Annotated in this window: 23 protein-coding genes; 13 read left to right on the forward strand and 10 right to left on the reverse strand. The window is 74.6% G+C overall.

Annotated elements, in window-relative coordinates:
* Positions 1 to 159: 159 nt before the first annotated feature.
* Both ACFVFS_RS09605 and ACFVFS_RS09610 read right to left on the reverse strand, forming a co-directional pair.
* Positions 160 to 840, reverse strand: a complete 681-nt coding sequence (locus ACFVFS_RS09605; protein ID WP_380621966.1) for a phosphatase PAP2 family protein — start codon at positions 838 to 840, stop codon at positions 160 to 162.
* On the reverse strand, positions 837 to 1,052 hold the full coding sequence (locus tag ACFVFS_RS09610) for a hypothetical protein (protein ID WP_380621967.1): 216 nt from the start codon (positions 1,050 to 1,052) through the stop codon (positions 837 to 839). Before ACFVFS_RS09610 ends, ACFVFS_RS09605 begins: the two co-directional genes overlap by 4 nt.
* 112 nt (positions 1,053 to 1,164) lie before the next feature.
* On the opposite strand from ACFVFS_RS09610, the gene ACFVFS_RS09615 reads away from it, so the two are divergent.
* The 3 genes from ACFVFS_RS09615 to ACFVFS_RS09625 all read left to right on the forward strand — a co-directional run bounded on the left by ACFVFS_RS09615 (position 1,165) and on the right by ACFVFS_RS09625 (position 4,335).
* Positions 1,165 to 1,545 (forward strand): BlaI/MecI/CopY family transcriptional regulator, encoded by a 381-nt coding sequence (locus tag ACFVFS_RS09615; protein ID WP_380621968.1) that lies wholly within the window; start codon positions 1,165 to 1,167, stop codon positions 1,543 to 1,545.
* Positions 1,542 to 2,651, forward strand: a complete 1,110-nt coding sequence (locus tag ACFVFS_RS09620) for a M48 family metalloprotease (RefSeq protein ID WP_380621970.1) — start codon at positions 1,542 to 1,544, stop codon at positions 2,649 to 2,651. Before ACFVFS_RS09615 ends, ACFVFS_RS09620 begins: the two co-directional genes overlap by 4 nt.
* A 166-nt stretch (positions 2,652 to 2,817) precedes the next feature.
* Positions 2,818 to 4,335 (forward strand): GAF domain-containing protein, encoded by a 1,518-nt coding sequence (locus ACFVFS_RS09625; RefSeq protein ID WP_380621972.1) that lies wholly within the window; start codon positions 2,818 to 2,820, stop codon positions 4,333 to 4,335.
* Positions 4,336 to 4,357: 22 nt separating this feature from the next.
* Here the strand turns inward: ACFVFS_RS09625 and ACFVFS_RS09630 are convergent, their stop codons facing one another.
* A complete protein-coding gene (locus ACFVFS_RS09630; protein ID WP_380621975.1) occupies positions 4,358 to 4,861 on the reverse strand; it encodes an SsgA family sporulation/cell division regulator in 504 nt (167 codons plus the stop codon).
* Between the two features lie 516 nt (positions 4,862 to 5,377).
* Between ACFVFS_RS09630 and ACFVFS_RS09635 the strand changes: the two genes are divergently transcribed.
* Positions 5,378 to 6,715 carry a hypothetical protein gene (locus tag ACFVFS_RS09635; protein WP_380621977.1) on the forward strand — a complete coding sequence of 446 codons (1,338 nt, stop codon included), beginning with the start codon at positions 5,378 to 5,380 and terminating at the stop codon, positions 6,713 to 6,715.
* A gap of 152 nt (positions 6,716 to 6,867) precedes the next feature.
* A complete protein-coding gene (locus tag ACFVFS_RS09640; RefSeq protein ID WP_380622107.1) occupies positions 6,868 to 8,112 on the forward strand; it encodes a TerD family protein in 1,245 nt (414 codons plus the stop codon).
* A gap of 55 nt (positions 8,113 to 8,167) precedes the next feature.
* Here the strand turns inward: ACFVFS_RS09640 and ACFVFS_RS09645 are convergent, their stop codons facing one another.
* Complete coding sequence (locus tag ACFVFS_RS09645; RefSeq protein ID WP_380621980.1) at positions 8,168 to 8,863, reverse strand: RraA family protein; 696 nt, start codon at positions 8,861 to 8,863, stop codon at positions 8,168 to 8,170.
* 148 nt (positions 8,864 to 9,011) lie between these two features.
* Between ACFVFS_RS09645 and ACFVFS_RS09650 the strand changes: the two genes are divergently transcribed.
* Positions 9,012 to 9,605, forward strand: coding sequence for a Uma2 family endonuclease (locus ACFVFS_RS09650; protein ID WP_380621983.1), 594 nt, complete (start codon positions 9,012 to 9,014; stop codon positions 9,603 to 9,605).
* Between the two features lie 63 nt (positions 9,606 to 9,668).
* Here the strand turns inward: ACFVFS_RS09650 and ACFVFS_RS09655 are convergent, their stop codons facing one another.
* The gene (locus tag ACFVFS_RS09655) at positions 9,669 to 10,598 is read right to left on the reverse strand and encodes a proline dehydrogenase family protein (protein ID WP_380621986.1); all 930 of its coding nucleotides are present in this window, start codon (positions 10,596 to 10,598) and stop codon (positions 9,669 to 9,671) included.
* Positions 10,599 to 10,733: 135 nt separating this feature from the next.
* Positions 10,734 to 12,362, reverse strand: coding sequence for an L-glutamate gamma-semialdehyde dehydrogenase (gene pruA, locus ACFVFS_RS09660; RefSeq protein WP_380621989.1), 1,629 nt, complete (start codon positions 12,360 to 12,362; stop codon positions 10,734 to 10,736).
* A 221-nt stretch (positions 12,363 to 12,583) separates the two neighbouring features.
* Between pruA and ACFVFS_RS09665 the strand changes: the two genes are divergently transcribed.
* Positions 12,584 to 14,185, forward strand: a complete 1,602-nt coding sequence (locus tag ACFVFS_RS09665) for a PucR family transcriptional regulator (protein ID WP_380621991.1) — start codon at positions 12,584 to 12,586, stop codon at positions 14,183 to 14,185.
* A gap of 76 nt (positions 14,186 to 14,261) precedes the next feature.
* On the opposite strand, the gene ACFVFS_RS09670 is transcribed toward ACFVFS_RS09665, so the two are convergent.
* Both ACFVFS_RS09670 and ACFVFS_RS09675 read right to left on the reverse strand, forming a co-directional pair.
* Positions 14,262 to 15,743, reverse strand: coding sequence for an alkaline phosphatase PhoX (locus ACFVFS_RS09670; protein ID WP_380621994.1), 1,482 nt, complete (start codon positions 15,741 to 15,743; stop codon positions 14,262 to 14,264).
* A 272-nt stretch (positions 15,744 to 16,015) separates the two neighbouring features.
* Positions 16,016 to 17,326 (reverse strand): hypothetical protein, encoded by a 1,311-nt coding sequence (locus tag ACFVFS_RS09675; protein ID WP_380621997.1) that lies wholly within the window; start codon positions 17,324 to 17,326, stop codon positions 16,016 to 16,018.
* 246 nt (positions 17,327 to 17,572) lie between these two features.
* Here ACFVFS_RS09675 and ACFVFS_RS09680 point away from each other — a divergent pair, with 246 nt between their 5' ends.
* Complete coding sequence (locus ACFVFS_RS09680; RefSeq protein ID WP_380622000.1) at positions 17,573 to 18,019, forward strand: VOC family protein; 447 nt, start codon at positions 17,573 to 17,575, stop codon at positions 18,017 to 18,019.
* Positions 18,020 to 18,059: 40 nt separating this feature from the next.
* Here ACFVFS_RS09680 and ACFVFS_RS09685 read toward each other — a convergent pair whose 3' ends face one another.
* The gene (locus ACFVFS_RS09685; RefSeq protein WP_380622003.1) at positions 18,060 to 19,679 is read right to left on the reverse strand and encodes a hypothetical protein; all 1,620 of its coding nucleotides are present in this window, start codon (positions 19,677 to 19,679) and stop codon (positions 18,060 to 18,062) included.
* A 331-nt stretch (positions 19,680 to 20,010) separates the two neighbouring features.
* Between ACFVFS_RS09685 and ACFVFS_RS09690 the strand changes: the two genes are divergently transcribed.
* The 5 genes from ACFVFS_RS09690 (at position 20,011) to ACFVFS_RS09710 (ending at position 23,800) form a co-directional block, all read left to right on the forward strand.
* A complete protein-coding gene (locus ACFVFS_RS09690; protein ID WP_380622006.1) occupies positions 20,011 to 21,342 on the forward strand; it encodes an MFS transporter in 1,332 nt (443 codons plus the stop codon).
* A 189-nt stretch (positions 21,343 to 21,531) separates the two neighbouring features.
* The gene (locus tag ACFVFS_RS09695; RefSeq protein ID WP_380622009.1) at positions 21,532 to 21,759 is read left to right on the forward strand and encodes a hypothetical protein; all 228 of its coding nucleotides are present in this window, start codon (positions 21,532 to 21,534) and stop codon (positions 21,757 to 21,759) included.
* A gap of 37 nt (positions 21,760 to 21,796) precedes the next feature.
* Complete coding sequence (locus tag ACFVFS_RS09700) at positions 21,797 to 22,228, forward strand: NUDIX domain-containing protein (protein WP_380622012.1); 432 nt, start codon at positions 21,797 to 21,799, stop codon at positions 22,226 to 22,228.
* A gap of 115 nt (positions 22,229 to 22,343) precedes the next feature.
* A complete protein-coding gene (locus ACFVFS_RS09705) occupies positions 22,344 to 22,658 on the forward strand; it encodes a hypothetical protein (protein ID WP_380622015.1) in 315 nt (104 codons plus the stop codon).
* A 38-nt stretch (positions 22,659 to 22,696) separates the two neighbouring features.
* Positions 22,697 to 23,800, forward strand: coding sequence for a serine hydrolase domain-containing protein (locus tag ACFVFS_RS09710; RefSeq protein WP_380622018.1), 1,104 nt, complete (start codon positions 22,697 to 22,699; stop codon positions 23,798 to 23,800).
* Positions 23,801 to 23,858: 58 nt separating this feature from the next.
* Here the strand turns inward: ACFVFS_RS09710 and ACFVFS_RS09715 are convergent, their stop codons facing one another.
* Entirely contained in the window at positions 23,859 to 24,233 is a 375-nt protein-coding gene (locus ACFVFS_RS09715; protein WP_376088450.1) for a metal-sulfur cluster assembly factor, read from the reverse strand.
* Between the last annotated feature and the right edge of the window lie 22 nt (positions 24,234 to 24,255).

The raw sequence follows: 24,255 nt of genomic DNA on the forward strand, positions 1-24,255 counted from the left end.
TTCCCTCCACTGGCACGCCCGGCGCGCACGGCGCCCTGGCACGACTGAGCCGGGCGGGTGCTCCCCTCGGGGGCGGCCGCGCCCGGCTCACATGCTCTCCCCGCCACCCCGGCCACACAAGGGTCGGGACGGCGTCCGGCCCGGCCGTCCCGGGCCGGGTCAGTCCTGCCGGGCGCCCACCGGTCGGCCGGCCCGCGCCGACACCGCCCGCGGACCCTCGCCGAGCAGCGGCCGCAGCGGACCGGTCCGCGCCCGCTCCACCAGCGGCCCCGCCGCGCCGGCCGCCAGCGCGAGCGGGACGGCCACCAGGACGCCGACCAGCGCGCCGACCAGGACGTCGTGCGGGTAGTGCACCCCGACCCAGACCCGGGAGGCCCCCATCAGCACGGCGGCCACCGCGGCGACGGCGCCGATCCGGCGGTCGGCGAACCAGAGCGCGGCGGCGGCCGCGAAGGCGATCACGGTGTGGTTGCTCGGGAAGGACCAGTCACCGGCGCCCGGACAGGTCTCCAGGGTGTCGCGCACCCGCAGCTGGGCGCACGGCCGGACCTCCTCCACCAGCCCCTTGATGCCGGAGTTCACCGCGTAGGCGACGAGCACGATCAGCGGTGAGGCCAGCACCCGGGCCATCACCGCCGGCCCGTCGCCGCGCGCCCGCCACCAGGCGGCCAGCATCAGCAGCGCGAACAGGCCGAGGCCGAGCAGCGTCCACGCCTCGACGAGCCGGTTGAACCAGTGCGGCGCGGCGTCCGCCCAGCCGACCACCCGGCGGTACAGGCCGCCGTCGATGCCGCTGCCGTCGGTCACGGCGAGCCGGGTGAGCCCGGTGAGCGCCGTCACCGGACGTCACCGCCGTGCCGCCGGACCCGCTGGACGCGGAACACTTCGAGAACAATCGGGAGCATGGAGACAACTACTACCAGAACAAGGGCGAATGACAGATAACGGTCAATATCCGTCACAAACGGACCGAATACGGACCCGACAAGCGCACCGAGCACACCGAACACATCCGTGACGGCGGGTGCCGAGGCGGCGAGCGACTGGACCATGGCCGGCGGACCTCCCGTACGTTGGTGGGCGGCACCGCAGAGCGCACCCGACTGTCTACAATCGCGTAGACGGTCTACATGACTGTAGACGATAACTGGAGGAACCCCCGCCATGTCCGACGTACCGTCCGCCCGCCGGCCCGCCGGGGAGCTGGAGGCCGAGGTGCTCGCCGCCCTCTGGGCCGCGGAGGGGCCGCTCACGCCGCAGGACATCCAGGGCGCCCTCGGCGACGGCCTGGCCCGGACCACCGTCGCGACGATCCTCGCCCGGCTGCACGACAAGGGGACGGTGCACCGCACCCGCTCCGGGCGCGGCTACGCCTACACCCCGGCCGTCGCCGACCCCGCCGGGCTGGCCGCCCGCCGGATGCACGCCGAGCTGGGCCGGGAGGCCGACCGCTCGACGGTGCTCGCCCGCTTCGTCTCCGACCTCTCCGCGGAGGACGAGCGGCTGCTGCGCGAACTGCTGGGCGACGAGGACGCCGCCCGGTGATCGTCGCGGTCTGGGCCCCGCTGCTGCTGCCCTTCCTCGCCGTGCTGCCCGCCCGCCGGCTCGCCGAGGCGCTGCCGCCGCGCGCCGCCGCCTGGACGCTGGCCGCCACGGCCGCCGTGCTGGCCGGCGGCACGCTCTGCTCGCTGGGCCTGCTCACCGCGGCCGGGCTGCTCCGGCTCCCCCCGGTCGCCGCCCTCGGCCACCTCTCGCCGCGCTGGCTCGCCGCCGGGACGCCGGGCACCCCGGTGGCGGCGGCCGGGCCGGCCGCGCTGGCGCTCGCCGTGCTCACGGCCTGCGCCGTACGCACCGCGCGCCGCCACCGCCGTGACCTGGGCGCCGCCCGCACCGCCGTCGAGGCGGCGACCGCCGACGCCCGCGCCGTCCGCGCGCCGCGGCCGTCCGTCCGCCCGTACGACCAGCATCCGGACACGCGCCCCCCGCGCGCACCCGTGCGCCGGGCGCGCACCCCGTGGGCCCAGCGCGCCAGACGACTGTTCACCACTCGGCCCGCCACCGAACTCGCCGTGCTGCCGGACGAGCACGCCGACGCCTTCGCCCTGCCGGGCCGCCTCCGCCGCCCCGGCCGACCCGTCGAACCGGGCCGGATCGTGGTCACCGCCGGCATGCTCCGCGCCCTGGACGCCCCCGAGCGCGCGGCGCTGCTCGCCCACGAGCGCGCCCACCTGACCGCCCGCCACCACCTCTTCCTGGCCCTCGCCGCCCACGCGGCCGTCGCCCATCCGGCACTGCGGGCCCTGCGCGCACCGCTCGGCTACCACCTCGAACGCTGGGCCGACGAGTCCGCGGCCGCCCGGGTCGGCGACCGCGCGGTGACCGCCCGCGCGGTGGGCCGGGCCGCCCTCGCCGCCCGCCGCTCCCCCTGGCCGGACCGCCCCCGGCACGCCCCGGCGGCCCACGGCGGACCGGTCCCCCGCCGGGTCGCCGCCCTGCTCCACCCGCGCCCCACCGGGACGGCCGCCGCCCGCCGGACCGCCGCCCTGGCCCTGGCCGCCTGCCTCGCCCTCACCGCCGCGACCAGCCTGGACGCCACCGCCGACCTCCACCACAGCGTCGAGGCCGCCCAGCGGCAACTCCCCAGCCACTAGGGCGGAGCGGCGCACCACCCCGCCCGCAATCGTTGGCATGATCACTCTCGTACCGTCTGGTATTCCGAGTTGGCAGACCCCATCCCCAGGAACCGGTGGCGCCCGTACTCTTTCGTCAGCGCGTCGGCCCCGGCGCGCCCTCGAACGGCGGCGAGGAGCGACACGAGTGCGGCAGCCAGGACGGCAGACCCGACGGCCGGAACGTCGAACTCCGCAGAGCGCGGCCGAACTGGCCAAGGTCCACGAACGCGCCCTCGCCGAGGCCGCCGCCCGCAGCGCCGGCCGGGACCCCTCCGCCCCCGACGACCCGCCGCCCTTCCTCCAGCCCCGCCCCGAGATCGGCGACTCCTGGGAGCGCCTGCGCCGCCTCGGCCTCGACCCGGACGCCGGTGCCGCCGCCGTCCACCTCGGCCCCGCCGAGATCGAGCACCGCCGCCGGGCCAGCGGCCTCGACCCGCTGCTCCCCATCCTCCGCGGCACCCTGGTCGAGCAGGCCGCCCAGCCCCCGCTGATCCTCGCGATCGCCGACGCCGACGGCCACATCCTCTGGCAGGAGGGCGAACGCGGCCTGCGCCGCAGCGCCGACCGGATCGGCTTCCTCACCGGCGCCCGCTGGGTGGAGGAGCGCGTCGGCACCAACGGCATAGCCGCCGCGCTGCGCGCCCAGCGCCCGATGCAGGTCCACTCCTCCGAGCACTACCTGCGCAGCCACCACTCCTGGACCTGCGTCGCCGCTCCCGTGCACGACCCCGGCACCGGCCGGCTGATCGGCGCGATCAACCTCAGCGGCCCGGCCCACTCCGTGCGCCCGTACCTGCTCCAGCTGACCGCCACCGCCGCCAAGCTGGCCGAGACCGAACTGCGCGCCCGCCGCCTGGAGTCCCTGCACCACCTGCGCACCCTGGCCGCCCCGATGCTGGCCCGGGTGAACGGGCCCGCCCTGGTCGTGGACGCGGCCGGCTGGACGGCGGCCGCGGCCGGACTGCCGCCGCCGGCCCGGCTGCGGCTGCCCGCCGAGGGCTGGGGCTCGACCGCCGTGCACTGGCTGCCCAGCCTGGGCGAGTGCGTGATCGAACCGCTCGCCGACGGCTGGCTGGTCCGGCCGGTCCGGCCGCAGGACGCCGTCCCGGCCGTCCCCGGCACGCCCGACGGCCCGGGCGCCGACACCGCCGGCGCCGGCGGCCCGCTCGCCGAACAGGCCGAGGGCGCCAGACTCGTGCTCGACCTGCGCCGCGCGGGCGGCCCCGAGCTGTCGGTGCGCGGCGCGGCCGGCAGCTGGTCGCATTCGCTCAGCCCGCGCCACGCCGAACTGCTGCTCCTGCTCGCCACCGAGCGCGACGGCCTCAGCGCCGCGCAACTGGCCGACGCCCTGTTCGGGGACCCGGCCCGGACGGTGACGGTGCGGGCCGAACTGTCCCGGCTGCGCCGCTACCTGGGCGGGCTGCTGGCCCACCGGCCGTACCGCTTCGCCGAATCGGTGCTGGTCACCGTGGCCGGCCCGGAGGACCCGTACGACCTGCTGCCGGCCTCCTCGGCGCCGGCGGTGCGCAGGCTCCGCGCGGGGCTGGTCGGCGGTGCGGTCCGGCTGCCCGGCACCCCGCCGTTACCGGGTCCGCGCAGCCCGGCCGACGGGTCGGCGCCGCCGCGCTCCCGGCCCGGCCGCCTCCCCCTGCCGCCCCCGTAGCGCGGGCCCGCCGTCCCCCGGCTCAGCGCCCGCCGGCCAGCAGTTCGGACAGTTGGGCGTCGGTCGGCCCGTGGGACCCCTCGGCCGTCTCCGAGACCAGCGCGTACGTCCGGTCCAGCCACTCCTGGACCTTGGGCTTGGAGGCCTCCAGCAGGGCGCTGCCGTGCGGCGACTCGAGCGCCAGGTGCAACGTCGAGCCGTGGCACGGGCAGTACGCCGGCCACAGCTTGACGTCGCCCTGGCCGCTCAACGAGCGGAGGCCGTCGCGCAGCAGTTCACGCGAGAACACCCAGTCGGCCTCGTCCGGCCGCCCCAGGTGGAACGTCAGCAGCACCTCGTACGGGCGCGCGGCGTCGAACCGGAACCGCGTACGGACCTCTCCGACCACCTCCTCGCCCAGCGAGATCCGCAGGGTCAGCACCTCCTCCACCGCCGCCGGAGCGGCGGTGGAGCCTGCCTCATCGCCGCCCGTGGGGGTAGCGGCGAGGGGGGCACTGGAGGGTGCTGGCAGCGGGTCGGGCGGCATGACGGTCTCTCCGGGACGGCGTGGGATGTCCACCAGCGTGCTTCACCGCGCGAGGGTCGGGCAAGGGTTGCAAGAGGGTTGCAATAATCCCCGCAGCCGCCCAGGGTCCCTTACCGGCCTTGTCAGACGGACCGTCAACTTCCGCTGGTCAAAGGGTTGTCCACGGATTGGATCAATTCCGTCCGAGCACTGGCCATCGCCCGGGTACCCGCTGCTACGCTCGTCCCCCTGCCGGCGCACGCCCGCGCGCGCGTCCGGTCGGACTCCGTACGCGCGCCCCCGCACCAACCGGGCCGGACCGCGCCCGAAGGACCCCCGGACGACGTTTCCGACCGGACCGGACCAGCCGGTACCGCATCGGACCGGATCGGACCGGATCCGACGGGATCGGGCCGGACACGCCGACCGCACCGGGCCGCCGACGGCCGTCCGCCCGGTCCTACGGCACCGGCACCGCCGTCGGCACGTGGGAGAATGCGACGACCGCAACGGCGACTTCAGGGGAGGGAGGGTCAGGTGACGCTGTCCGAGGACACCGGCCAGGACGCGCCGCACACGCACGACCGGTACCGCACGCGCCACGGCCGGCACGGCCGTCCCGGGCCGTTCGGCGGCCGCCTGCGGCTGCCCACCCTGCGGTTCTCCGGCGCCGCGATGGCGATGTCCACCGTCGTGGGCATCAGCATCGCCACCACCTTCCTGCTCAACGAGCAGCAGGGCGTGGGCCGCCGGGCCGGGGTCGCCCGGGTCGGCTCCAGCGGGCCGCCCACCCCGTCCACCTCTCCCGGCGCCGCCGCCACCGGGAGCGGCACGACCTCCGGCACCGGGACCGCGGCCGGCCCGGACACCGTCGGCCCGGACACCGCGACGGGCCGTCACCCGGCCGGCCCGGCCGCGTCCGGGACCCGCGCGCCCGACGCCGTGCCGGGGCAGCGCACCGCCGGCCCGTCCGCGCCGCGCAGCGGCGGCTCCCCCTCCACCGCGCCGCTCGCCGAGGGCCCGGCGCCCCGACACGGCGTCACCGGCGACCCCGCCCCGGACCGGCCCGGTACCACGGGCGCCGCCGGAGACCCGGAGACCCTGTCCGGCGGCCGGCCGGAGCACCCGCAGTCCGCCGACGAGCAGGCGGCCGCCGCCGACACCGGCGCACAGACCGCCCGCCGGCCCGCCGAGGACCCGTCGGCGCCCGGAGCCTCCGCCTCGCCGTCCCCCTCCGCGCCCGCTCCCTCGCCGACCACGCCGCGACCGTACGTCCCCGCCCCCAACGCCCCGGGCGTCCCCGCCCCGTCCCCGCGCGAGTGGACCGGCGGGACCCTCGGCACCGCGGACGACGGCGCGAAGGAGACCGCCCCGACCCAGCCGGCCCCGGACGAGGCCGAGGACCAGGCGCTCGGCGGCGCGGCCGTGGTCCAGTCCCTCGGCCGCGACGGCACCCGGCACATCCTCGCGCTGACCGTCACCGAACCGCTCACCGCGCTGCAGACCGAGTTCCGCCTCGCCCCCGGCACCGCCGTCCCCGGCGCCGGAACCGCCTGGACGGACCTCGCCGGCGCCGTGGTCACCACCCACCAGGAACGCGGTGCGGCGGTCTACCGCTTCAGCACCCCGCCCGGCACGGACGTCCGCCCCGGCCGCTACACCTTCACGGTGCGCGGCAGCCGTGCCGCCGGGCACGCCGCCCGCCCGGCGGCCGGCGCCCCGCCGCGGGCCGCGGGCCGGCGCGGGACGCCCGAGTCCTGGAACGCCGGCGCCTTCGGCATCACCCGGCCGCGTGCCGTCGCGGCCCTCGGCGGCTTCACCACGCCGGCCCCGCGCGGCGCCGTCCCCGTCGCGCCGATCGCCCCGACCGGCTGACCACCGGTCCGACAACCCGACAGGTCAGCGCGCCGTTCGGGCTCATCCGGCCGGGCTCGTTCGTTACTGTGGTCGCCAACCGGCACAGCCGCCCCACCGCCGGGGCCGGCGCCGCACCACCGCATTCCCAGGAGGAGTTCGTGTCCACGGTCCTGACCCAAGGCGGCAACGCCCCGCTGACCGCCGCGCGGGTGACCGTCGAGGTCACCGCGCCCAAGGCGCTGGACGTTTCGGGCCTGCTGCTGACGGACGCCGGAAAGGTCCGCTCGGACGACGACTTCGTCTTCTACAACGCCCCGAACGGCCCCGGCGTGACCCACCGCCCGGCCGCCGCCGGGACGCCGGACGCCATCATCGTCGACACCGCCGCCGTCCCGGCCGGGATCACGAAGATCGTGGTGACCGCGAGCCCCGACGAGACCGGCGCCACCTTCGCGGGCATCGAGCCGACCGCGACCGTCCGGGACGCCGCCACCGGGCAGGTGCTGGTCACCTTCACCCCGCCGCCGCTCGGCCGGGAGACCGCGCTGATCGTGGTCGAGGTCTACCAGCGCAACGGCGCCTGGAAGGTCCGCGCGGTCGGCCAGGGCTACGCCAACGGCCTGGCCGGCATCGCCACCGACTTCGGCGTCAGCGTCGACGACCAGCCGTCCGCCGCCCCGGCCGCCGCCGCGCCGGTCGCCCCGCCCGCCGCCGCACCGGTGCCCCCGGCCCCGGTCGACCCCCGGCTCGCCATGGCCTCCGCCCCGCCGATGCCGCAGAGCGCGCCCCCGATGCCCCCCGCTCCCCCGGCCGCGCCGGCCGCCGCCCCGTCCTTCACCAAGGTCACCCTGGACAAGGGCCGGGTCAGCCTCACCAAGGGCGGCTCGGTCTCCCTGGAGAAGAACGGCAAGCCGTTCCTGTCCGCCGTCCGGATGGGCCTCGGCTGGGAGCCCGCAGGCCGCGGCCGCAACATCGACCTCGACGCCTCCTGCCTCGCCTTCGACGCCCAGCGCGAGAAGCTGGACACCGCCTGGTTCATGAAGCTGGGCATCTTCAACGGCGCGATCGCCCACTCCGGCGACAACCTGACCGGCGAGGGCGGCGGCGACGACGAGTCGATCACCGTCCACCTCGACGGCCTGCCGGCAGAGGTCTGCGGCCTGGTCTTCGTGGTGAACTCCTTCTCCGGCCAGAAGTTCACCGAGGTCAAGAACGCCTACTGCCGCCTGGTGGACGCCGCCACCAACCAGGAGCTGGTCCGCTTCGACCTCACCCACTCCGAGTCGCGCACCGGCGTGGTGATGTGCAAGCTGGTCCGCCAGTACTCCGGCGAGTGGGTGATGACCGCGATCGGCGAGTACGTCGACGCCAAGACCGCCCGCGCCATGGTCAAGCCGGCCGCCTCGATGCTCTGACCCGTCCGCCGGCGCCCCCGACAACCACGGCGTTGTCGGGGGCGCCGGCGTCCGGTCACTCCTCGATCGCCCCGCCGACCTGCCGCAGGTGCTGCCGGAAGCTGTACGCCGGGTCGGCGGCGCGGCGCTCCAGGTAGGCGTCGAACGCGGTCTGCCGGCGCAGCGTGTCGCCCGAGCGGATCCGCTCCGCCTGCGCGCGCTCGGTGCGGGCGATGCCGGCCGCGGCCTCCAGCACCTCGTCCAGCCGGGCGCCGGGCACGAACAGCACCCCGTCGGCGTCCGCGAACACCACGTCCTCGACGCCCACCAGGTGCGGCCCGAAGCGGGCGCTGGCCAGCGCCTCCGCCTCCCGCCCGTCCAGCCGCAGCGGCCCGAGCGGCAGGCTGCCGTAGCTGAACACCGGCAGCCCGATCTCCACCAGCTCCGGGGTGTCCCGGTGCAGCCCCCACACCACCACCCCGGCGGCCCCGGCGGCCCGCGCCTCCAGCACCGCGAGGTCCCCGATGCACGCCTCGTCGAGCCGCCCGCCGTTGTCGATCACCACGACGTCCCCGGGCTCGGCCGCCCCGTACGCCTCCAGGAACACGTCCACGCTCCCGTAGTGCCGCACCGGCAGCACCCGCCCGGCGACCCGGCTCCCCGGGACCACCCCCATCACCCCGGCCGGCGCCGCCCGCACCTCCACCCCCACCCGCACGCAGGCGTCCGCCACCAACGGCGTCGACAACTCCGCGAACCGCTTCACCACCATGCCAACTCCCCTCGCCAAAAGCCCAGTTCACCAGCAAGACGATCCTACGGGCCCCGACGCCTCACACCATCGGGTGAAAGATCACCGTGCACGGCATAACTCCGCTCGACCCGGCACTAGCGTGACGCCCACCTGAAGGAGGGGCATCATGAGTGCTGTGGCGCATGAGAAACCGATCACGGACTCCCCGTCGCAGGCGGACATCCTGCTGGAGAGCTTCCTGAGCCTGCACTCCCCCGAAGGCTTCCGGGCCGAGCTCATCGAGGGAGAGATCAGCGTGGCACCACCGCCGGACGGCGATCACGAGGACTACATCGGCCTGCTCATCGACCAGATGAGCCGTCTTTCCAAGGTCCGCATGCAGGTGGCGGGCACCAAGGGACTCCGTCTGGTCAGTGGCGGTCTCTGCCCGAAGAACCACGTCATCCCCGACGCGACGTTCGCGCCGATGGAGCTCCGGCTGTTCCGCGGTGCCCCGTCCTGGATGGAGCCGGACGGCGTGACCATGGTGGCCGAGGTGACCTCCAGCAAACCCGACCAGGACCGGATCGCCAAGCGCCACTGCTACGCGCGCGCCGCCATCCCGCTGTACCTGCTCATCGACCGCGAGAAGTCCCAGGTCAGCCTCTTCTCCCGACCGAAGCGCGACGAGTACACCGAAGTGCACCTGGCCGCCTTCGGCGAGCCGCTCGCCCTCCCGGCCCCCTTCGACTTCGAACTCGACACCAAGGACTTCCTCTAGGAGTGCACGACGACGGCCCGCGGCCTCCGGAGGGAGGGCGCGGGCCGGTCGGTGCCTGGTGCGTCAGCCGCGGGTGGCCATGGCGCGCAGGAAGAAGGTGAGGTTGGCCGGGCGCTCGGCGAGGCGGCGCATGAAGTAGCCGTACCACTCCTGGCCGTACGGGAGGTACACCCGCATGGTGTTGCCCTCGCCGGCGAGGCGCAGCTGCTCCTCGGGGCGGATGCCGTAGAGCATCTGGTACTCGAAGGAGTCGCGGTCGCGGTTGTTCCACTGGGCCAGCTGACCGGCGATCTTGATCATGTTGGGGTCGTGCGAGGCGATCATCGGGTAGCCCTCGCCGGCCATCAGGACCTTGAGCGCGCGGACGTACGCGAGGTCGACCTCGTGCTTGCCCTGGAAGGCGACCGACTCGGGCTCCTTGTAGGCGCCCTTGCACAGGCGCACGCGCGAACCGGCGCCGGAGAACTCGCGGCAGTCGGCCTCGGTGCGGCGCAGGTAGGCCTGGAGGACGACGCCCAGCCAGGGGAAGTCCTCGCGCAGCTCGCGCGCGATGCCCAGGGTGGAGTCGGTGGTGGTGTGGTCCTCCATGTCGAGGGTCACCGTGGTGCCGGCGTCGGCCGCGGCCTCGCAGATGCGGCGGGCGTTCTCCAGCGCGATCTTCTCGCCGTCCACCGGGAGGAACTGGCCGACGGCCGAGAGCTTGACCGAGACCTCGGCGCCGGCGGCCAGGCCGGTCTCCTTGAGCGCCTTGAGCAGGTACTCGTAGGCCTCGGCGGTGCCCGCGGCCTGGGCGGCGTCGCGGGTGTCCTCGCCGAGGTGGTCCAGGGTGACCTTGCGGCCGGTGGCGACCAGGTCGTCGCAGGCGGTGACGGCGTCGTCGAGGGCCTCGCCGGCGACGAACCGCTCGACTATCGCGTGGGTCGGCGGGAACTTCTCGACGACGGTGCGGACCTGCGAGGACCGGGAGGCCGCGAGGAGGGCGGAACGGAGCATCGTGACTCCTGGAGCTGGTGCTTCTAAGGGTGGCAGAAAGGACGGGCGGCGGGCCGAGGGGGGTGGCCGGCCCGCCGCCCGTGGGACGCGTCCGGCTGCGGGACCGGGGCGTCAGGGACTGGGAGTCCGGGGCACTCAGCCCATGTGCGGGTAGCGGTAGTCCGTCGGCGGGACGAAGGTCTCCTTGACCGAGCGGGTCGAGGTCCACCGCGACAGGTTCTGCTTGGCGCCGGCCTTGTCGTTGGTGCCCGAGGCCCGGGCGCCGCCGAACGGCTGCTGGCCGACGACCGCGCCGGTCGGCTTGTCGTTGATGTAGAAGTTGCCGGCGGCGTTGCGCAGCTTGAGCATCGCGTGCTGCACGGCCTCGCGGTCCTGGGAGATGATCGCGCCGGTCAGGCCGTAGGCCGAGACCGCCTCCATCTGCGTCAGCATCTCCTCGTACTTCTCGTCCTCGTAGACGTACACGGCCAGGATCGGGCCGAAGTACTCGTCGCGGAAGTACTCGCTCGCCGGGTCCTCGCAGACCAGGACGGTCGGGCGGACGAAGTAGCCGACCGAGTCGTCGTAGGTGCCGCCGGCCAGGACCTCGACCTGCGGGTCGGCCTGGGCGCGGTCGATCGCGGCCTTGTTCTTGGCGAACGCGCGGTCGTCGATGACGGCCGACATGAAGTTCGACAGGTCGCTGACGTCGCCCATGGTGAGGCCGTCGACCTCGTCGCGGAACTCGTCCTTCAGCTCGGCCCAGATCGAGGCCGGGACGTAGGCGCGGGACAGGGCGGAGCACTTCTGGCCCTGGAACTCGAAGGCGCCGCGGGTCATGGCGGTCTTCAGCACGGCCTTGTCGGCGGACGGGTGGGCGACCAGGAAGTCCTTGCCGCCGGTCTCGCCGACGATCCGCGGGTAGGTGCGGTAGCCGGAGATGTTGTTGCCGACCTCGCGCCACAGGTGCTGGAAGGTGGCGGTGGAGCCGGTGAAGTGGATGCCGGCCAGGGCCGGGTGCTTCAGCGCGACGGCGGAGACGTCCAGGCCGTCACCGGTCACCATGTTGATGACGCCCTTGGGCAGGCCGGCCGCCTCCAGCAGCTGCATCAGCAGGTGCGCGGCGAACTGCTGGGTCGGCGAGGGCTTCCACAGCACCACGTTGCCCATCAGCGCCGGCGCGGTCGGCAGGTTGCCGGCGATGGCGGTGAAGTTGAACGGGGTGATCGCGTAGACGAAGCCCTCCAGCGGGCGGTGGTCGCTGCGGTTCCACACGCCGTCCGAGGAGATCGGCTGCTCGGCCATGATCTGGCGGGCGAAGTGCACGTTGAAGCGCAGGAAGTCGACCAGCTCGCAGGGGGTGTCGATCTCCGCCTGCTGCGCGGTCTTGGACTGGCCGAGCATGGTGGCGGCGGCCAGGGTCTCGCGCCAGGGGCCGGCCAGCAGGTCGGCGGCGCGCAGGAAGATCGCGGCGCGGGAGTCGAAGGAGAGCGCCTGCCAGGCCGGGGCCGCGGCCAGGGCAGCGTCGATCGCGTCCTGCGCGTCCGCCTGGGTGGCGTTGCGCAGGGTGCCGAGCCTCGCCGCGTGGTTGTGCGGCTGGACGACGTGGAACTCGGTGCCGCCGCCCATCCGGCGCTCACCGTTGATCGTCATGGTCAGCTGGACCGGCTCCTGGCCGCCCAGCTCCTTCAGCTTGGCCTCCAGACGGGCCCGTTCCGGGCTGCCCGGGGCGTAGCTGTGGACCGGCTCGTTCACCGGCGCGGGGACCTGGGTCACAGCGTCCATAGAGCGCACGCTCTCCTTCTACTTGCGGGGGGATGCCGGCGCGGGTCGCACGTCGGCCACATGACGAACGCTATTCCTGCACCGGGGCCCGCTTGATTGGCCGGACGGCTAAAATCATCCGGACGGCGTTGTCCGCCCGGATGAAGAATCGGCGCAACGCCCCGCCGGACGCCCCACCGCACTCCCCACCGGACGCCACGAGGAGCCCCGAGGAGGCCCGTATGACCACCCCCGGCCTCCCGCTCCGGCAGCTGCTGATGTCCCTGGGCGAGCCGCTCGTCGAACTCCAGGCCGCGCCGCAGGGGCTGGACGTCCCGGTCCGCGACGTCGCCATCCTCGACCCCGAGGACCCGCCGACCGCCGCCCCCGGCGAGCTCGTGCTCGCCATCGGCGCCCGCGGCCGGGCCGCGCTCCCGGCGCTGCGCGCCGCCGGACGGGCCGGGGCCGCCGCGGTGGCCGTCAAGCTGGACGCCCCCGGACAGGCCGACGCGCTGCGCGAGGCCGCCACCGAGGCGGGCGTGGCGCTGCTCTCGGTGCGCCGGGAGACCCGCTGGGAGCACCTCGACTCGCTGGCCCGCGCGATCATCGCCGGACCGGACGCCCCGGACACCCCCGGCACCGCCGAGCACAACGCGGGCGACCTGTTCTCGCTCGCCCAGACCGTCGCCGTCCTCACCAACGGCATCGTCTCGATCGAGGACACCTCCAGCCGGGTGCTCGCCTACTCCCGCTCCTCCGACTCCGACGAGGTCGACGACCTGCGCCGGCTCTCCATCCTCGGCTGGCAGGGCCCCGAGCCGTACCTCTCCAAGCTCCGCGAGTGGGGCGTCTTCCAGCACCTGCGCAGCTCGGACACCGCCATCGCGGTCGATCCGCACCCGGAGCTGGGCCTGCGCCGCCGGCTGGCGATCGGCATCCGGGCCGGGGCGCAGCCGCTCGGCACCATCTGGGTCCAGGAGGGCGCCCAGCCGCTCGCGCCGCTCGCCGAGCAGGCCCTGGTCGGCGCGGCCCGGGTCGCCGCGGCCCAGCTGGTGCGCCGGCGCCGGGAGCTGTCCGCGGACGTGCGGCTCACCCAGACCCTGCTCACCGGCCTGCTGGAGGGCTCCACCGGCCCGCAGTCGCTCGCCACCCACCTCGGTCTCGACCTGCGCCGCCCGGCCACCGTGCTGGCGTACAGCGCGGGCACCACCGAGCAGCTGACCCGGGCCGAGGTGACCGGCCTCATCTCGGTGCACACGGCGGCCCGGCACCGCGCCGCGCTGCTCGCGCCGATCGAGTCCCGGGTCTACGTGCTGCTGCCGGAGCTGCCCGCCAACCTGCCGATGGCCACCGTGCGCGGCTGGGCGCAGGAGGTGGTCGAGGCGGCCCACGACCACCTGGGCGTCCCGCTGCGCGCGGCGATCGGCTCGACGGTGGACGGCCTCGCGCTGGTGCCCGAGTCGCGCGCCCAGGCGGACCGGATCCTGGACGCGATGGGCCGCGGCGGGGTGGACCTGGAGGTCGCGGCGCTGATCGACGTCCAGGCGGAGGTGCTGGTCAGCGAGATCCTGGCACTGCTCCAGGAGCGCGGCGGCCTGCGCGACCCTCGGCTCACCGCGCTCGCCGCGTACGACCGGCGGCACGGCACCCGGCTCGCCGAGTCGGTGCTGGCCTGGCTGGACGCGCTCGGCGAGGTCCGGGTCGCGGCGGACGCCCTGCACATCCACCCGAACACCCTGCGCTACCGGGTGCGCCGGGCCGAGCAGCTGACCGGCATCGACCTGGCCCAGCCGCAGCAGCGGCTGCTCGCGATGCTCCAGCTGCGGCTGCCCGCCGACTCCTGAGCCGCGGGACGGGCTCCGGGCACGCGACAGGGGCCCGTTCCGGGGAACGGGCCCCTGTCACTCAGCCGCGCTCAGCTCACTGGCCGTAGCCCTGGCCGCGCTTGTGCTCGTTCAGGCGGTGCCACGGGCCGGTGATGGCCAGCTGGATGCCCGGGGTCTGGATGTTGGCGAACAGGGTCTTGCCGTCGTCCGAGAAGGTGACGCCGGTGAACTCGCTGAACTCGGGCTTCTCGGCGGTGCCGATGTTCAGGTCGTTGCGGGCGATCCCGTAGGTCAGGCCGTCCTCGGTGGCGCCGAACAGGTGCGAGACGCCCTCGCCGTCCTCGGCGATCACGATGCCGCCGTAGGGCGAGACGGTGATGTTGTCCGGGCCGTCGAAGTTGTCGTGGTCGCCCCAGACGTCGGTGTTGACGCCCAGCAGGACCTTCAGGGTGATGGTGCGGCGGGTCGGGTTGTAGAACCAGACCTGGCCGTCGTGCTGCTGCGGGCTCTCCGAGCGGGCGTAGCTGGAGACGAAGTAGAAGCCGCCGTCACCCCACCACATGCCCTCCAGCTTGCGGGCGCGGGTGACCTCGCCGTCCTTGAACTGCTTGCGGATGGAGACGGTGCGCGCGTCGCGGTCCTGGACCTTGACCCAGTCCACGCCGTAGGTGGTGCCGACCGTGGTGGCGCGGGACAGGTCGTCGATGAACTTGCCCTGGGCGTCGAAGACCTTGAAGGCCTCCAGCACACCGGCGTCGGCGGCCAGCTTGCGCAGCTTGTAGCGGCCGTGCTTGAAGCCGGCCTCCGGGGTCCAGCGGAACAGCAGGCCGTTCGGGTTGGAGGCGTCCTCGGTCAGGTAGACCTGGCCGCGCTTCGGGTCGACGACGACGGCCTCGTGGGCGAAGCGGCCGAACGCCTTCACCGGCTGCGGGTCGCGGTTGTAGTCGTCGTCGAACGGGTCGACCTCGAAGATGTAGCCGTGGTCCTTGGTGAAGCCGTTCTTGCCGGCCTTGTCCTCGGTCTCCTCGCCGGACAGCCAGGTGCCCCACGGGGTGACGCCGCCCGCGCAGTTGGTGGCGGTGCCGGCGATGCCGACCCACTGCTCGACCTTGCCGTTGGCCTTGGCGTGCACGATGGTGCAGCCGCCGGCCGCGCCCGGGTCGTAGACGTGGCCCTCGGTCAGCGGGACCGGGTTCGGCCAGTTGGCGCGGGCGCCGGACAGCTCGTGGTTGACGACCAGCAGGTTGCCGCCGCGCTCGTCCTCGAACGCCGAGGTGCCGTCGTGGTTGCTCGGGGTGAACTCGCCGGTGCGCAGCTTGCTGACGCCGGCGCGGTTCAGGACCTTGTACTTGAAGCCCTTCGGCAGGGCCAGCAGGCCCTCCGGGTCGGCGACCAGCGGGCCGTAGCCGACGGCGAGGCGCTCGGCCTCGGCGGCCGCGGCGACCGGGACCTCGCCACCGGCCGGGGCGGCGATCGCGCCCGGCGCGCTGGCCAGGGCCTCGGCGCTGCCGGCGATCAGAACGCCGGCCCCGACGATGGTGGAACGGTTGACGAAGTCCCGGCGGGACAGCGACATGGCAGTCACTCCTGAGGGGTGGGGCGCCGACCGGGGAGCCCCCGGTGCGTGGCGTGCGAGGTGTCGAGGATGGTCGTCGACGCCCAGCAGACTCGGCCCGCCCGGTGAACGCCCGGTGTCGCGGACACCTCGCCGAGGTGGTCATTTGCCGACCTTATGCGAACCCGTGACTCACCTTTTACCCCGTCACCACAGGTCACACCACAGGTCGGGCCGACGTCACCCGCCGTTCGGCCTCCAACGGACCGTCAGCTCCTCCGCGGGCCCGGGGATCACCGCCCGGCCCGGGCCGCCCGCCACTGCTCCCAGGCCGCCAGCCACAGCTGCTCGCCCATCCGCTGCTCCCCGCGCTCGGCGCGCTCGCCCCGCCGGACCTGCCGCCAGGCGCGCTGCGCCGGCACGCTCGCCACCTCGCTGGCGAACACCGCGTACCGGATCGACTCCTCCACCGCGGCGTCGCCCTCGGGCGTGCCCACCACCCAGTGCGTCACCTGGGAGAGCCGGCCGAGCTGTTCGACCATCGCGGCCACCGCCTCGGCCGCCTCCACCCGGCTCTCCGAGGCCAGCCGCATCTGCTGGCGCACCGCCGCCTCCCAGCGCAGCGCCCCGGCCTCCGCCCGCGCCCCCCGGAGCGGGCGGGGCGGGCGCCCGGAGCGCAGCCGCGCCTCCAGCGCGGCGGCCTCGCTGATGCCGTGCGCGATCACCGCCCGGTGCGCCTCCAGCCCGGTGACCGGGGAGAGTTCGCGCTGCTCCACCGGCAGGTTCCGGGCGCGGCGGACGGCCAGCTCGCGCAGCAGCGCGGTGCGGCCGCTCAGGTAGCGCTCGTGGTCCCCGATCCGCGCCAGCTCGACGCCGCCCGGCGGCACGCCGCGCCCGCAGACCGTGACGGTCAGCCCGTCCACCAGGAACCGGCCCGCCCAGACCGGCTCGGCCCCGCCGACCGGGCGGCAGCCGGGCAGCGCCGCACCGGACCACAGGCCGCGCCGGTCCTCGTGCACCTCGACGGCGCACGGTTCGCCGTCGACGGTGATCCACTCGCGCAGCGCCCGCACCCGGCCGGGCGTGTCCCCCTCGTCGACGCCGAGCTGCTCGTAGACCCGGTCGCGCTCGTCCTCGACCACGTCCTCCAGCTCGGGCAGCGGCTCGAAGCGGTCGGCGCCCGGCCGGTGGGTGCGCACCGTGACATAGGGGCCGTCCGGCGAGGTCCAGTCGCCGAAGCCGACCTCGATCCAGCCGGGCGCGGCCCACGCCCCGGTGCGCCCGGCCCGCTCCGCCTCCGGTCCGGCGCCTCCCGGTCCCCCGGCGCCCACCGCGGGGCCGGGGTCCGTCCCGTAGGCGACCAGCGCGCCGCCGGCCGGGCCCGGCGCGATGCCGTACACCGGGAAGTCGGCCGCGACGAGGGTGCGGCGGGCGAACTCCTCCTGGACGCCCAGGAACTCCTCCAGGTCGCCGATCGGACACCCGTCCGGGTGCCGGCCCGGGGACCCGGACGGGTGACCGTCCCGGTGTCCGTCCAGGGGTTCGCCCGGGCGGTGGTTCGGGCACTCCTCCGGGCGTCCGCCCGGACGGTCGCACGGGTCCACCGTCCCCGCACCGTCCCCGTACCGGCCGTCCCGGCCCCCTCCGCTCGCCCGCGTCATCCCGCGCCGCACCCCCTGTCCTCGCCGTCCTCACCGTGCTGTCGGCACCGTGCCGTCGACACCCGGGCAACGATACGTGGCCCGACCTGCCGGGTCATCAGGCCCTTTGCCCGCCGGGCGGATCGGCCGTGCCGCCGGACGGCCGCGTCCGGGGAGCCGCTGTCGGTCCCCGTCCCTACGCTGGCGGGCATGACAGCAACCACGCCCGTCCCGGCCCGGCTCAGCGTCGTCACCCTCGGTGTGAGCGACCTCGACCGCAGCGCCCGCTTCTACGAGGCGCTCGGCTGGCACCGCTCCGCCGCCTCCAGCCCGGACGTCGTCTGGTTCCGCACCGCCGATTCGGTGCTCGGTCTGTACCCGCACGAGGAGCTGGCCGCCGAGGCGGGCGTGCCGTCCGTCGGCGAACCGGCGTTCCGGGGCGTCACCCTCGCCGTGAACCTGGAGTCGCCGGCCCTGGTGGACAGCGCCCTGGAGACGGCGGTGGCGGCCGGCGCCGTCGTGGTCAGGCCGCCCGGGGCAACCGGCTGGGGCGGTTACTCCGGGTACTTCGAGGACCCGGACGGCCACCTCTGGGAGCTGGCCCACAACCCCTTCTTCGCCTTCGCCGAGGACGGCTCGCTCGACCTGCCCCGCTGACCCGGCCCACCGGCCCGCCCCACGGGCCCGGCCCGGTCACTCAGCCCTTGGAGCGCGCCTTGAACGCGGCCTTGCGGGCCTCCTTCGCCACCGCCCGGTCCGGGTGCAGCTCGCCGACCGCCTCCAGCACGTCCGCCGTGTACGGGTGCTCGACCCGCCACAGCTCGCCGAAGTAGCCGCCCGGCTCGTCGGTCACCGGCAGCTCGGCGACCAGGTCGCGCAGCTGGTCCGGATCGCCCCCGGTGTCCAGCAGCTGGGCCGCGAAGGCGTCCACGACCGTCCACAGCGCCATCGCCCGGTCCGGCGCGGGCACGTCCGCCACGCCGAGCGAGACCAGCCAGGCCCGCGCGCCGCCGCCCAGCTCCGGGTCGTCCAGCACCTCCCGGACGGCCGGCTCGGCGGGCGCGCCGAGCAGGGTCAGCGCCGAGTGGCAGAGCAGCCGCCGCATCGGGGCGTACGCGTCGATGCCGCGCGCCGCCGCGAGCAGCTCGCGCGCCGCCGCCACCGGCTCCCGGCCGGCCACCCAGACCTTCAGCTCCTCCTCGGGCAGCACATTGGCGGCCTCGCTGACCCCGCGGAGCAGCTCGGCGGCGTCGCCCCGGGCCAGGTCGCCGACCAGCGGCGCGTCGTAGCCGTCCTCCAGCAGCCACTGCCGGATCCCGTACTGGCCCAGCGGGGTCAGCCGGACCAGCCCGAACCGGGCGGACTCCGCCTCGTCCAGCTCGGCCGGCTCCGCCTGGGCGGCGGGCCGGCCCTCCCCCTCGTCCTCCTCGTCGAAGAGCTCCGGGTCGATCGGCCGGTACTCCAGCACGCCCAGCTCGGCGAGGTCGGCGAGCATCGGGTCCAGGGCGACCATCACATCGGTGATGTCGCCGAGCAGCTCGTCGCTCGGCTCCTCGCCCTCCGGGACCACCAGCAGCGCCGCCAGCACGCCCAGCGGAACCGTCTCATGGCCCGGCTCGGCGAAGGCGGTGGTCTCGTACAGCACCTGGAGGGCCTCGTCGAGCAGCTCGGCGGCCTCGTCCCGGGCCTCCTCGACCTCGTTCAGGCCGTCCTCGTCCTCCTCCGCCTGCTCCCCGTCCTCCGCCTCCAGCTCCTGGGAGTCCGCCTCCACCGCCAGCTCGCGGACGATCCCGGCGGCCGTCAGCCACAGCTCCAGGACGGTGTCGGCGTCACCCGCCTCGGCCGGCTCCAGGTCCGGGCCGGGGACCGCGACGTGCTCGCCGGCCGCCGTGGTGCCGATCTCGACCAGGTCCAGGTCACAGGCCAGCGACCAGGCGCGCATCGCCTCGACCACCGCCTCCTCCGGCGCGTCCCCCTCCGCGGGGGCCAGGCCCAGCAGCCGGGCGGCCGGGGCGCGGTCGGGGCCGGTGAGGTCGCCGAACTCGTCCACCGCGCGGTGCGGCGCCGCCCAGCGGGCCAGCGCCAGCGCCCAGCCGAACATCGGGACGGCCTTCGCCAGCCCGGCCAGCTCCGGTTCGGACGGCAGCGCGATCGGCGGCACCAGCACCGCCGCGTCGTCCAGGTCGTCGTCGTCCAGCCCGTGCGCGGCGAACGCCCCGTACAGATCCTGCAGCTCCAGGTCGGCGGGCAGCACCGCGCCCTCGCCCGGCGCACCCGCCGCCGGGGTGTCGGCGTTCCTACGACGTCGTGCGGCCATCGTTGCGCGTTCTCCCTACGCCGAGCGGTCAGCCGGGCCCCGCGGTGGAGATCACCTCCGCGTCACCGGTCCACCACCTCAGCGTATAGGCCGGGCACGCCCGATGCCCGGCCGCCAGGGGCGCGCGCCGCGACCGTGCGCCCACCCCTTATCCTTCGAAGTCGGTACCGCGCACAACCCCGCGCGCGCCGACGGGCAACGTAGCCCCCTTCTCAGCTCACCTGCCCCACCAGGGAGCCCGCACCGAGGCCACCACCACAGCGCCGCCAGGACGGGCGCGCCGGCACACCCCGCCGACCCGGGTGGTGCCCGGCCACAGGAGACCCCTGCCATGGCGGACCTCTCCCCCGCCGGCTCCGGCCTGCGCACCGCGCAGTTCGACGGACGCCGACTGTCGGAGGCCCTGCTTCCCCTGGAGCTCGCGCCCCGCGCCCAGCTCCAGCTCTCCGCGATCAGCCGCTGGAACGCGCTGCGCGGAGTGCGCGTCGGCCTCGTCGCCGCCGCCCTGCTCCTCATGCTGATCGGCGCCAACCTGGCCACGCCGATCTACTCGCTGCTCCAGCGGCAACTGCACCTGACCGCGCTGGACACCACGATCCTCTTCGCGATCTACGTGTTCGCGCTGGTCCCGGTGCTGGCCGTGGTCGGCCACTGGTCCGACCACCTGGGCCGACGCGCCCTGATCCTGCCCGCCGTCGCGCTGTCCGCCGTCGGCGACGTCGTCTTCGCGACCTCCGACAGCTTCTGGCAGCTCGCCGCCGGCCGCGCCGTCCAGGGCATCGCCGTCGGACTGTCGACGGGCGCCGCCGGAGCCGCCTTGGGCGACCTGATGCCGGACCACCCGGCCCGGGCTGCCAAGATCACCTTGGCCTGCTCGGCGGGCGGCGTCGCCCTCGGCCCGGTGATCGGCGCCCTGCTGGCCAACGGTTCCGACCCGCTGCTCAGCCCGTTCCTGCTGCACTCGATCGCCCTGCTCGCACTCTGCGTGCCGCTCGCCCTCGTCCACCCCCGCATGCCCGGCCGCAACCGCCCACCGGCCGCGCCGCCCCGCATCACCACCCCGGCCCACCTGCGCCCCCAGCGCCCCCGGCTGCCGCGCACCGGCCGCCGCGAGTTCCTGCTCGCCGCCACGGCCGGATTCATCTCCTACGCGGTCTTCGGCGTCTACCTCAGCCTGGCCCCGGCCTTCGCCGCCAAGCTGCTGCACACCGACTCCAAGCTGACCGGCGCCGTGGTCGCGGCCCTCCTGCTCGGCTCCTCCGCGATCGCCCAGCTCCTCGTCCCACCCACCGCCGACCGCCTGGTCATCGCCCTCGGCATGGCCGGCCTGGCCACCGGCCTGGGCCTGGTCGTCACCGCCCAGTACACCGGCACCCCCGCCCTCCTCTTCATCGGCAGCGTCCTCGGCGGCGCCTGCCAGGGCATCGCCTTCCGCTCCCTCTTCACCACCGCCGTCGCCGCGATGAACCCCGAACGGAGGGGCTCCGAGCTGAGCTCCCTCTGGATCATCATCTACCTCGGCTCCTCCCTCCCCATCGTCGCCGTGGGCGCCCTCGTCCAGATCTACGGCCTCCTCCCCGCCACCAGCGGCTTCACCCTCCTGGCCGCCCTCCTCTGCGCCACCCTGGCCCTAGCCGTAGCCAAGCGCCCCCGCACCACCTGACCACCACACAACCACCGCCGCCCCGGAACGCCGTCCGTTCCGGGGCGGCGCTGTCCCATCCCCAGGGCCTCCAGGCATCCGTCCTGATCTCGACATCAAACGGCTCCGGCAACCGAACCGCCTCACCGAACTTCCACTCGCCCAGCACCTCGCAGGTGGCGTCAGCTGCTGGTCGCGGACGGGTCGGCGATGCTGCCGGTGCTGATCGATACCGGCCCGGATGCCGAGTCCGGCCGAGGACTCTTCCTGGCCGATAAGCTCACCCGGCAGCGATGGGGCGTGATCCTCTGGCCGCGCGGCAAGATCGTGCACGCCACTCTCACCGTCTCCACCCGAGCAGGCCAAGCGCTTCAGGTGTCGGCCGCGTGCATCGGCACGCGGCCGACACCCGGTACCCCAAAGTCTCCGGGCCGTTGAGCAAGAAATGGCCCGCCCCGCCCAGAAAGAAGGCACCATGCAGCACCGAGTCCGCGCCGTCCTCCTCACCCCGAACGACACCATGCTGCTGATCAAGCGCATCCGCCCCGGCGTCGACCCGTACTGGGTGATCGTCGGTGGCAAGGTCGAGCCGACCGACGCAAGCCCCGAGGACGCCCTGTTGCGCGAGGTGCGTGAAGAGATCGCCGGTGAAGCGGAGATCGTCGGCCCGCTCCACACCATGGAGGGCGGCGGCGAGCGCCAGGACTTCTACCTCGCCACCATCGAGAAGTGGAGCTTCGAGGACCGCAGCGGTCCCGAGTTCAGCCAGGAAGGGCGGGGCGAGTACCTCCTGGAGGAGATCCCGCTGACCACCGGAGCCCTCGACGCGGTCAACCTCCTGCCGCAGGAGATCGCCACGGTCCTCCGCGCGGCCGTCGCGAGCGGGGACCTCACCGCCGCCAGGTAGTCACGAACAACTCACGCTGCGTCAAATGGCGTGGTACGTTCCGCGCTCAAGAACACCCCGGGGTCCGGCAACAGGAGCGCAGCTCTCCCATGCACATCCATCGCGTAGCGCCCACATGCGCAACTTCACCGTTCTTCCCAACTCCCTGTTGCAGTACCGGAAGTTGAGCTACACCGCCCGCGGTCTGCTCGCGGATCCGCTCTCCCGGCCTGACGGCTGGCGGGAGGACGGGCGGCACATGGCCGACACCGGTCCGCGGGGGCGTGGGGTCGTCCGCAAAGCCCTGAAGGAGCCGACCGACGCCGGGTACTACCGCGTCGAGAAGGTCCGGCTGCCCGACGGGACGCTCCGCAGCGAGGCGCACGTCTACGACACCCCGCAGCTCGCGGCGCTTGTCGAGATCGCTCCCCCGGTGGCGACCCAAGGGTGAGCGGTGCACAGGGCACCGCAGCCGAGGAGGAGAGCGGGATGCAGGAGCTCGTGCAGCGGGTCGTGGACGAGATGGTGGAGTCGGGCGAGGAGCTGGGCGTCCAGGTCGCGGTGTACCGCCACGGGGAGCTGGTGGTGGACGTGGCGGCGGGGGTCGCCGATCCGGGGAGTGGGCGGGCGGTCGGCCCGGACACTCCGTTCTACAGCGCCTCCACCGGGAAGGGGGTGACCGCGACGGTGGTGCACGTGCTGGCGGAGCGCGGGGTGATCGACTACGACCAGGCGATCGTGGAGCTGTGGCCCGAGTTCGGGGCGCACGGCAAGAACAAGGCGACCGTGCGCCACGCGCTGACGCACTCGCTCGGCGTCCCGGCGGTGCCGGCCGGGCTCACGGTGCGGGACTTGGCGGACTGGGACGGGATGTGTGCGCTCATCGCCGACGCCGAGCCCTGGTGGGAGCCCGGGACCAGGACCGGTTACCACGCGATGACCTGGGGCTTCGTGATGGGCGAGATCGTCCGCCGGGCCACCGGGAAGCCCATCTCTGAGGTGCTCGGGGAGGAGGTGGCGGAGCCGCTGGGCATCGCCGACGAACTGTTCCTCGCCGTCCCGGAGTCCGGGCTCGGGCGGCTCGCACGGCTTGAGGACGCGCCCGGTTCCGCCGAGATGATGGCGGCGATGCCCGCCGACCTGCCGCTGTTCAGGGCCACGCCGCCCGCCGTGACCCCGAGCGCCGCGTACGGCAACGACCCCGTGGTGCTCACCTCGGAGATCCCCTCGGGCGGCACGATGTCCGCCCGCGCGGTGGCCAGGATGTACGCCGCGCTGCTCGGCGAGGTGGACGGCGTCCGGCTGGTGCCGGAGGAGCGGCTGCGCGAGATCACGGCCCTGGCCACGGCCGAGGTCGACCAGCTGATCGGGTTCCCGGTGCCGCGCGCGCTGGGCTACAACCTCGGCCGGCCCGGGGCCGACCCGCAGCAGACGCTCAGCACCTTCGGCATGCCCGGCATGGGCGGCAGCGCGGCGTACGCCGACACCGCGACCGGGATCGCCTTCGCGCTGACCAGGAACCGGTTCTTCCCCGGCCCCTCCACCGCCGTCGACCGGATCGGCGGGCTGGTCGCGAAGGCCACGGGTAGCTGAAACACGCGTGGCCCCTTCCCCCGGAAGAGGGGAAGGGGCCACCCGGGAACGGCAGGCCTCAGACGTTGAAGCCGAGGGCGCGGAGCTGCTCGCGGCCGTCGTCGGTGATCTTGTCGGGGCCCCACGGCGGCATCCAGACCCAGTTGATGCGCAGGTCCTGGACGAGGCCGTCGGTGGCGGTCTTGGCCTGGTCCTCGATGACGTCGGTCAGCGGGCAGGCCGCCGAGGTGAGGGTCATGTCGATGGTGGCCACGTCGGACTCGTCGATGTGGACGCCGTAGATCAGGCCGAGGTTGACGACGTCGATGCCCAGTTCGGGGTCGACGACGTCCATCAGGGCCTCGGTCAGGTCCTCGACGGAGACGGTGCCGGCGCTGGTGCCGACCGGGCCGGACGCGGTCTCCTCCGCAGGGGAGGTGGTTTCGTCGCTCATGGTGGTTGTCCTCCTCTGCGGG

The sequence above is a fragment of the Kitasatospora sp. NPDC057692 genome (assembly GCF_042799475.1).
In the GTDB taxonomy this organism is placed as follows: domain Bacteria; phylum Actinomycetota; class Actinomycetes; order Streptomycetales; family Streptomycetaceae; genus Kitasatospora.